The sequence below is a fragment of the Microbulbifer taiwanensis genome, from assembly GCF_014904815.1.
Classification (GTDB): Bacteria; Pseudomonadota; Gammaproteobacteria; order Pseudomonadales; family Cellvibrionaceae; genus Microbulbifer; species Microbulbifer taiwanensis.
The window spans coordinates 55,948-65,316 of the sequence record NZ_JACZFR010000049.1 but is presented as its reverse complement, the minus strand read 5'-3'; the positions used below and the strand labels follow the sequence as shown (position 1 = coordinate 65,316).

6 protein-coding genes are annotated in these 9,369 nt (G+C 62.7%); 3 read left to right on the top strand and 3 right to left on the bottom strand.

Going from position 1 to position 9,369, the window contains the following annotated elements; genetic code table 11:
• The first annotated feature begins 220 nt into the window (after positions 1-220).
• Positions 221-2,212, top strand: a complete 1,992-nt coding sequence (locus IG627_RS16740; RefSeq protein WP_193193729.1) for a transglycosylase SLT domain-containing protein — start codon at positions 221-223, stop codon at positions 2,210-2,212.
• A gap of 21 nt (positions 2,213-2,233) precedes the next feature.
• Here IG627_RS16740 and IG627_RS16735 read toward each other — a convergent pair whose 3' ends face one another.
• Both IG627_RS16735 and IG627_RS16730 read right to left on the bottom strand, forming a co-directional pair.
• Positions 2,234-2,482 (bottom strand): glutaredoxin family protein, encoded by a 249-nt coding sequence (locus IG627_RS16735; RefSeq protein WP_193193726.1) that lies wholly within the window; start codon positions 2,480-2,482, stop codon positions 2,234-2,236.
• Position 2,483: 1 nt separating this feature from the next.
• Positions 2,484-3,347, bottom strand: coding sequence for an FHA domain-containing protein (locus tag IG627_RS16730; protein ID WP_193193724.1), 864 nt, complete (start codon positions 3,345-3,347; stop codon positions 2,484-2,486).
• Between the two features lie 331 nt (positions 3,348-3,678).
• Here IG627_RS16730 and IG627_RS16725 point away from each other — a divergent pair, with 331 nt between their 5' ends.
• The gene (locus IG627_RS16725; protein ID WP_193193722.1) at positions 3,679-4,602 is read left to right on the top strand and encodes a PP2C family protein-serine/threonine phosphatase; all 924 of its coding nucleotides are present in this window, start codon (positions 3,679-3,681) and stop codon (positions 4,600-4,602) included.
• Positions 4,603-4,620: 18 nt separating this feature from the next.
• Entirely contained in the window at positions 4,621-7,035 is a 2,415-nt protein-coding gene (locus tag IG627_RS16720) for a bifunctional serine/threonine-protein kinase/formylglycine-generating enzyme family protein (RefSeq protein WP_193193720.1), read from the top strand.
• 68 nt (positions 7,036-7,103) lie between these two features.
• On the opposite strand, the gene rlmKL is transcribed toward IG627_RS16720, so the two are convergent.
• The gene (gene rlmKL / locus IG627_RS16715; protein WP_193193737.1) at positions 7,104-9,317 is read right to left on the bottom strand and encodes a bifunctional 23S rRNA (guanine(2069)-N(7))-methyltransferase RlmK/23S rRNA (guanine(2445)-N(2))-methyltransferase RlmL; all 2,214 of its coding nucleotides are present in this window, start codon (positions 9,315-9,317) and stop codon (positions 7,104-7,106) included.
• Positions 9,318-9,369: the final 52 nt, after the last annotated feature.

Here is a 9,369-nt window from a genome sequence, read left to right as displayed (position 1 = left end):
CTCCACCTACCACGGGGAGCACGGTGTATGTTGGCTGTATGGCGCCCCGCCCGAAGGGAGCCTCCCAAATCGCCCACAGCTGCGTTGCCGCTCTTGGAAAGGGCCCACCATTCCCTGCGAGCGGCGCCTAACTGTGAACGATTTGGGAAGCTCTGATAACCGCTTTTAGTGCCTTACAGGACACTGTTTAACGTCGCGAATTTTCAATCGGGTGATAGCGATGTCGATTGACGCAAAGGGAATCGCGCTTCTCTTCTCTCTTTTTTTATTATCTCCCCCACTCTCGACCCCTCCCGCACAGGCGGCGGAGGGCGAAGCAGAACAGGCGGTGGCCCAGCGGGACAAGCTGCAGGCCGCGCGCCTGGCCATTGCGCGCGGTGACCAGGCCAGTCTGGTAAAGCTGAAGCGGGAACTGAAAGATTACCCGCTGCTGCCCTATATCGACTACTGGGCCATCACCCGGAAGTTGTCCCGGCTGCCCTACGAGGAGATAGACGAGTTCCTCGCCGACAACCAAGACACCGCCGTCGGTGACTGGATGCGGGTGCGGGTATTGCGGGAGCTGGGTAGCCGCGAGCGATTCCGCGCCTACCTCAAGTACTACCGTCCGGAAAAAATCACCCGCTCCTCCCTGCGCTGCCATTACGCCAATGCACTGGCCCGACACGGCGACAAGCAGGAGGCCTACCAACTGGTCGAGGAGCTCTGGCTGGTGGGCAGCTCACAGGCCGAGGAGTGCGACGCTGTCTTCGCCCGCTGGATGAAAGATGGAAAACTTACCCGGGAGTTGGCCTGGCGACGCCACTATCTGGCGGTCGAGAGCGGCAATCTCGACCTTGCCACCTATATCGCCGGCAAGATGGACGGCACCCATGAGCGGATGGCCAAGCTGCTGCGCTCGGTACACAGGGATCCCGATCAGTTGCTCGACTATTCGCGCTTTATCGGCGAAAAACCCCAGAACCACGAGCAGGAGTATCGCAGCATCGTCCTGCATGGCCTCCACCGACTGGCACGCAAAGACGCGGCCAGTGCGGAGCAGGCCTGGCAGCGCTACCAGGCCAGCTATCTGTTTGGCGACAGCGAACGCGACGAGATACTGCGCGACCTTGCCTACCAATACGCCCGCCAGGACCAGCTGGAGAGCCTGCGGAAGCTGGTCAAGGAGCAGAAGTTTGCCGACGCCTACAGCATCGAGTGGCTGGCGCGGCAGTCGCTGCGTGAGCTGGACTGGGAGCAGGTCGCCTTCTGGATAGACCGGCTGCCGGAGAAGGAACAGCAACAGGACCGCTGGCTCTACTGGAAGGCCCGCTCGCTGGAAGAGCTCTACGGCAAGGGACGCGCTGACAGCGCCGTCCCCCTGTACCGCAAGGCAGCAGAAGAGCGCAGCTACTACGGCTTCCTGGCCGCCGACACCCTGGGGCAGAAATACAGCTTTGTGGACCGCCCGGCGCCGGTTACGCCGAAACAGGTGGAGCAGATGGCCGCCCGCCCGGCCATGCAGCGGGCACGGGAACTGCAGGCGATCGGCGAGCTCTATCATGCGCGCCGCGAGTGGAACTACGCCACCAAGGGCATGAGCCACGAGGAGCTGCTCACCGCCGGCAAGCTGGCGAGCTCCTGGGGCTGGTATCACAAATCGATCCAATCGGTTCTGGCGGCCGACTACCTGGATGACCTGGAGCTGCGCTTCCCATTGGCCTTTGCCGATATCGTCGATGACGTCGGCAAACGCATGGGCAAGAAAAGCGCCCTGGACCCCTACCTGATCTACGCCGTGGCCCGCCAGGAGAGCCACTTCAGCCACGATGCCAAGTCCCACGCCGGCGCCCTGGGCCTGATGCAGTTGCTGCCGTCCACCGCCCGCGCCACCGCCCGCCGGGCCGGGGTCCGCTACCGGCGCAGCTGGGACCTGCTGAGTCCCAGCACCAATATCGCCCTGGGCAGCTTCTACCTGAATTCGCTGCTGAATCGCTTCGACAACAATCGCTTCCTCGCCGCAGCGGCCTATAACGCCGGCCCCACGCGAGTGGCCGGCTGGCTGAAGGAAACGAAAAACCAGCTGCCCTACGATGTGTGGATAGAGACTATTCCCTACAGCGAAACCCGCCGCTATGTGCAGAACGTGCTGGCCTATACGGTGATCTACGCCTATCGCAGCGGTACCACCCTACCGCTGCTGCGGGAGAATGAGGCCGCGAGCAAGCTGTAACAGGCGACAAAAAAGGGATAGCTATAGGCGCTGGCGCAGCCAGCCATCCAACTGCGCGCTGTCGAAGGGCCAGGGGCAGACGTCATCAGGATCGCCGAGGCCGACCACTGGAATGCGCAGCGAAAAGCGCTCCAGCAACTGCGGGTCCTCGGCAATATCCACCTCTCGCAGGCGCAGCTGGAACTCTTGCAACTGGGGCCAGATCTCAACCTTGGCCTTCTCGCACAGACCGCAGCCGAGGGTGGTGTAGAGAATCAGTTCGCGCGACAACTCAGAAAAGCCCCTGATTGCGCGCCCAGAAGTAACCGAGAGTGGCGGCGGCCAGCAGCAGCCCACTCATCCACAGCCATGCGCTGCTGCCGCCATCGGCGAGCGCCGAACTCCCTTCGTACTTACGCCTTTCCCGTGTCGGTTCGGAGGTGGAGACGAGATTCGGCCTGACTCCCGCCCCCCGCGCCTCCTGGCCCAGGGTCCGAATCTGGGAAACATCGACCGCCGGGCGCACCGTCGTCTTGTCCAGATCATCTGCGGGGCCCACAACACTGAAACTCAGGGTGTCGAATCGCAGCTCATCGCCGCGGCGCACCCGGGTTTCGACGACGCGCTTGTTGTTCAGGTAGGTGCCGTTGGCCGAGCCCAGGTCGGTGACGAACAACAGCCCCTCGCGCACCTCCAGACGCGCGTGGCGGCGCGAGAGGTGCGACAGGGAGAAGGTGATATCGCACTCATCCGAACGCCCCACCACGCTGCTCTCCCTGACCGGGAAGACCTTGCCCGCGATGGCCGGATGGTTGGCCCGCAGTGCCCAGGCGACGCTGCTGGAGGGCCCTGCAGACCTGAGCTTGGTCACCTTCGGATCCAGCACTTTCAGCGTGCGGCCGCCAATCTGCAACTGGTCGTTGAGTTTGATTTCGCAGCTGCCCTGGACGGACTTGCCATTGAGCAAAACTTGCCCTCCGTCGGCCAGGTTATGCAACACCAGTTCGTCGCCTTCGACACTGACTTCCGCGTGGAGCTTGGCCACGGATTCATCAGCAATGGTCAAATCGCAGTTGCTAGCGCGCCCGATAGTCACTTTAGGCGCTACCAACCATACACTTTGGCTGGCATCCTTGAGGTCGCAGAGTTTGAACATGGGAAGCGGTTTCCTTTAACAGCCGGCGGCGGCGAAAGCGGCAGTAGCCGGAATGCAGTGGTGTCAATCTGGGGGCAGCGCACTGCCCGGCTTTTGACTCTTATTCAGTTGGGCCGAGTTTATCACGGGGATTTTCGTTAGCGTGTGATTCGGTTTGCAGCTTACAATGGCCGCTGCATCTAATATCCGCACTGCGCCAAAAACAACAGTCGCGGCCCGGCCATACCCCCGGTGCGGGGGCCAGCTGCCCCGCAGGGATGAGACCACCGGCAGTTGCGGGTATCCGCCGATAGCCGGGCAAATCAGAATAAAGACAGGTAGTTGCACGCCAGTGAGTGAAGCCAAAGTACGCGAAGTATCGCGGCACAGCGGGACAATCCAGCGCGCCAGTGAGGCCACGCGCAGCGCCGGTGCCACCCACCCCGGCTACAAGCGCGAGCAGAACGAGGACGCCTTCTGGGCCGACGAGCAGCGCGGCATCTGGGTGGTTGCAGACGGCCTCGGCGGACACCAGGCCGGCGAGATTGCCAGCAAAACGGTGGTGGAGGAGATACAGCGCTCTGCCGCCACAGACCGCCACTACGAGCGGGCCCTGCAGAGGGCGCACGCCCTGCTCCTCGGCGACGAACAAAATACCGCCAATATGGGCTCCACGGCGGTGGTGGTGGCCGAAGACGGCGCCTATTTTCATGTCTACTGGGTCGGCGACAGCCGAGCCTACCTCTGGACGCCCGGCGAGGGCGGTGGCCAGCTGAAACAGCTCACCAGTGACCACTCATACGTACAGATGCTGGTCGATTCCGGTGCCATCAATACCGTCGAGGCCGCCAACCACCCCAACCGCCATGTCATCACCCGCTGCATCGGCGGCAGTACCAACCCCAAACTGGAAATCGATCGCGTTTCATCGCCCTGGACATCGGGACAGAGACTGTTGCTGTGCAGCGACGGCCTCAGTGCCGAAGTGGAATCCGACCAGATAGCCCGGGTTCTGGCGGATAACAGTGACAATCGCCGCGCTGCAGACCTGCTGATTGCCGCGGCCCTGGATGCCGGCGGCAAGGACAATATCACTGTCCAGGTCATAGACGCGCCGACTCCGACGCCAGCGGGGGGCGAAAACTGGACTTTCCGCACAGGCGGTGCGCTAAGGGCTTCCGCGCAAAAGTTGCAGGCGCGCGGCAAAATACTGCTGCTCATGGGCGCGCTGGGCCTGCTCGCCGCCTTCGCTGCCAGGCTGTTTGGCGCACTCTGATTCAAGGGAAAGGGTTTGATGGAAGTCGTCAGCAGCAGCAACACCTCGCTGGAAATCCCCGGATACCGGATACTGAAGAAGATCAACCAGGGCGGTATGTCGACCGTCTACCTGGCGATCCAGCGCAGCGTCGGGCGCCAGGTGGCGCTGAAAGTAATGTCCCCGGTACTCAATGCGGACCCCATTTTCAGCGAGCGTTTCCAGCGCGAGGCCAATATTGTCGGCCAGCTGTCGCATCCCAACATCGTCGGCATTCACGATATCGGCCGCTACCGCAGCCTTAACTATATTGCCATGGACTATATGCCCGGCGGCTCTGTCTCCGACCGCATGGCAAAGGGCATCATGGATCCCCTGGACGCCCTGAACGTCGCGCGCCAGATAGCCCTGGCACTGGACCACGCCCACAGCAAGGGCTATGTGCACCGGGACCTGAAGCCAGAGAATATCCTGTTTCGCGAGGACGGCTCGGCGGTACTCACAGATTTCGGCGTGGCCCGAGCCGTCGCCCGCACCACGCGCATGACCAATACCGGGATGGTGGTAGGCACGCCCCACTATATGAGCCCGGAACAGGCCCGCGGCGCCGCGATCGACGGTCGCGCCGACCTCTACAGCCTGGGCGTTGTCTTCTACGAAATGGTCACCAGTGCCGTGCCCTACCAGGCCGACGAGGCGGTGGCCATCGCCATCAAGCACCTCACAGACCCTATTCCCAGGCTGCCGGCGCGCCACTCGCTGTACCAGAACCTGATCGACCGCTTCCTCGCCAAGGATCCCGAACACCGGTTCCAGCGCGGCCTGGATGTGGTGGATGCCATCGATCAACTGATCGCCACTCTGGCGGGTAAACCCGCCGCACAGCCTACCCAACTGAACAATACCTCGGTGCGCGTTTCCAGCCTGATGCGCGCACTGTTGCTGACCCTCTACGGCACCCTGAGCGACCAGATCGCCAGGGCCTGGGCCCGCTGGCGCGACAAGCCATTGAACGAGAATCACCCGCGCGCCGAGCAGGAAACCATCATGCGCATCCACCAGGTGATTCAACAGACACCGCAGCGCAAGCGCCGGCAGTGGCTGTTCGGCAGCCTGGTAACCGTTTCTGCGGCCTTCGCCTGGATGCTATTCAGCCTGATCAGTTTCAAGCTGCAGTGGCAGACAGATCACCCGCTGCTCGACGGCGCCAGCCGATTTACCGCGCAACTGCTGCTGCCGGAAGGTGAGGCGGAAAAACCCGAAGCAACTGAAAAGACTGGCCCCGCGGAGATAACCACAGTGGCGACTCCGCCGGCCCTGGGCGATACAGAACCGCGCAGCGAGCTGCCGCGAGCCGATGCCGGGCCAGCAGAGGTGGCAGTCCCGTCGGCTGCAGAAATTTCTGTCACAGGTGGCGAAGAGCCAGCGGCGACGAAACAGGCCGCCACCGAAGTAACGCCGGTTGCAAAAGCGGAAATCGCGGAAACCGAAGAGGTGCTGCCGGAAGTCTACAGCCTCGATGTGCGCCCGGAGCCGAGTGACGCACGGGTGCGCATTATGAATATCACCCCGCGTTACCGCGCCGGTATCGAGCTGGAACCGGGCAGTTACGACCTGGAAGTGAGCAAACCCGGCTACACCACCGTGCGTCGCTGGATTGCCATAGACGACCGCGATCTGATGTTACCCGTGGAGCTGGAGCGCGCCTGGTACCACGGCAAGAAAATCAGCTCGCGTCTCGCTTCGGGCGGTCGCGGCCCGCAGATGATCGCCATCAAGGCCGGCAGTTTCAGGATGGGCAGCAACCAGCGCGCCGCTGCCAGCCCGGTACACCGAGTCAGAATCGACAGTCCCTTCGCCATCTCCACCCGCGAGATCACATTCGACGAATACGACCTCTTCGCAGAGGCCACCGGTGCCGCCCTGCCCGGCGATGCCGGCTGGGGCCGCGGCGACAGGCCGGTCATCAACGTCAGCTGGCACGACGCCCGGGACTATGTGCAGTGGCTGTCAAGAGAGACAGGCAAGCGTTACCGCCTGGCCAGCGAAGCGGAATGGGAATACGCCGCGCGCGGTGGTGTTCGAACACCCTTCTGGTGGGGCGGCGACAACCCGCGCGGCAAAGCCAACTGCCGACGCGGCTGCGCCAGTGAGTTCAACTCTCTCTTCACCGCGACCAGCGCACCGGTGGGCCACTACCAGGCCAACCGCTTCGGCCTCTACGACACCGCCGGCAACGTGGCCGAGTGGGTTCAGGATTGCTACCTAGGCGATTACAGCAAGAGCCGCAGCGACGCCCGCCCCGTCACCATCAGCAATTGCAAGCTGCGCGCGGTACGCGGCGGCTCCATGCGCGATCCGCTCAACAATATCAGCTCGGATTATCGCGAGGGGCTGGGCCAGGACACCATGTCCAGGGAAGTGGGTTTCCGGGTGGTGATGGAGTTAGAGTGAATGCGGAATGCGGAATGCGGAATGCGGAATGCGGAAATCATTGCCCCTCTTTCCGCATTCGTCATTCATCATTGCGCATTGATTTTCCACACATTGTGAATCTTAGGATTGCGCTGAAAATCCCTGTCCAGCAGTTGCAGCTGCTCCACCGAAAAGTCATCTTTTACTGACTCATCCATCTTGAAACTGCGCAGATTGTTGGAAAACACCAGAGTACCCCCCGGGGCCAGCAGGGCCATGCACTGGCGGATCAGTCTGGCATGATCCCGCTGTATATCCAGCACGCCGCGCATTTTGGTTGAATTGGAAAAGCTCGGCGGGTCGAGGAAAATAAGGTCGTAGTGGCCGCGGCGGTTCTGCTGTGCCGATTCCAGCCACTGCAGGCAGTCCGCTTCCACCAACTGGTGACGGTAGGGATCCATATTGTTGCGGCGGAAATTGCGCGCGCTCCAGGACTGGTAGGTCTTGGACATATCCACGCTGGTACTCTGCTCGCAGCCGCCCAGGGCCGCCTGCACTGTTGCGCTGGCGGTGTAGCAGAAGAGATTCAGGAATTTTTTGCCGCAGGCCCTTTCGCGCAGGTACTGTCGCACCGGGCGGTGATCCAGGAAGAACCCGGTATCCAGGTAGGCCCACAGGTTCACCTCCAGCTCGGCCCCGTACTCGTTCACCCAGAAAGCCTCGGTCCCTGTCAGTTTCCGCTCCTGGGTGCGCTTCTGGTACTGGCTTTCGCCACCTTTGTGCCCCCCCTTATGGGTATGGCGCCGTCGCTCCTTGATACTGATATTGCGCTGGGGAACTTCCAGCACCAGCTCCACCGCGCGCACCAGATCGCGCAGTCGTGTGCGCGCCTTGTTTTCGTCGATGCTGGCCGGCGCTCTGTACTCCTGCACATGGGCGCAAAATACGCCTTCTGTGGAACGGTAAAGATCAATCGCCGCTGCATACTCCGGCAGGTCCGCGTCGTAGAGTCGGTAGCAGTCGACGCCGTTTTGCCTCGCCCATTTGCCGGTGGTGCGCAGGTTCTTGCGCAGCCGGTTAGCAACCATTTCCGCCTCTGCGGAGAGCCTGGGACCGCCCTCCCCTGCAGCAGCCTCCGCAGATTGTTCGCGAATCTGGAACAGCAGCAACTGGCTCGGGATACTGCCGTTGTACAACTGGTACTGCTTGTGGGAGCGCAGGCCCGTCTCGTGCCCCAGCTCCGGATTGCCGGTAAATATACCGGCCCGCCAACCGGGAAATTCCTTCTTGAGTTGGCGGCCGAGTTCGGCGTATGTCTCGCGCAGGGCCTCCTGCTCGCCGAGGCGCTCACCGTAGGGCGGGTTGGTCAATACCAGCCCCGGCTTGACCTCGCGGTGGCTGGGGACCTTGAAGGCCGCCGCTGGACGGCAGCTGACGCGTACATGGCGCTCCAGGCCGGCGCGGGCGATATTGGCCTCGGCAGCGAACAGGACCTTAGCATCGGCATCGTATCCGCGGATCTCCGGTATTTCCTGCGCAAGCCCGGCGCGGCGGCGCTCCAGGGCCTCCTCCCGCAGGCGGTTCCAGATATCGCTCTGGTGATTCAGCCAGCGCTCGAAGCCGAATCCCTGACGCAGAAGGCCCGGCGCAAAATCCGCCGCCATCATGGCCCCCTCGATCAGGATGGTGCCGGAGCCGCACATGGGGTCCAGCAGCGCACCGCCGTCCGCAGCAATCTGCGGCCAGCCCGCGCGCAGCAGCAACGCTGCCGCCAGGTTCTCTTTCAATGGTGCCGCACCTATATGGGTGCGGTAGCCGCGCCGGTGCAGGCTGTCGCCGCTCAGGTCGATGGCGATGTCCAGCCGGTCCCGCTGCAGGCGCAGGGCCACGCTCAGGTCCGGATTCAGCTTGTCGACAAGCGGCCGCGCACCGCTCTGGCGACGCAAGCGGTCGACGATCGCGTCCTTGGCCTTCTGGGCACCAAACTGGCTGTTGCGTATCTCGCGGTTGGTTCCGGAGAACTGCAGCCACAGCCTGCCGGACGGGTTGATATGCTCCTCCCAGGGCTGGGCCGCCACCGCGCCGTAGAGATCCTCGGCGTTGCCGATACGCGCCTGCGCCAGGCGCAACAGTATGCGATTCGCCAGGCGACTCCAGAGACAGCAGCGGTAGGCCAGCTCCAGGGTGCCGGAGAAATGCACTGCAGCCGGCTGCTCGCGTATTTCAACGGCACCGAGCTCGTGCAGCTCAACAGCCAGAAGTCCTTCGAGGCCCTTGGGACAGGTAGCGGTAAACGCCAGTTTTTCGGTCTCTAGTTCGATCAAAATCTCTTACTCACTCGTCGGGACTGCATTTGTTCCCGTCCCTCGGCCA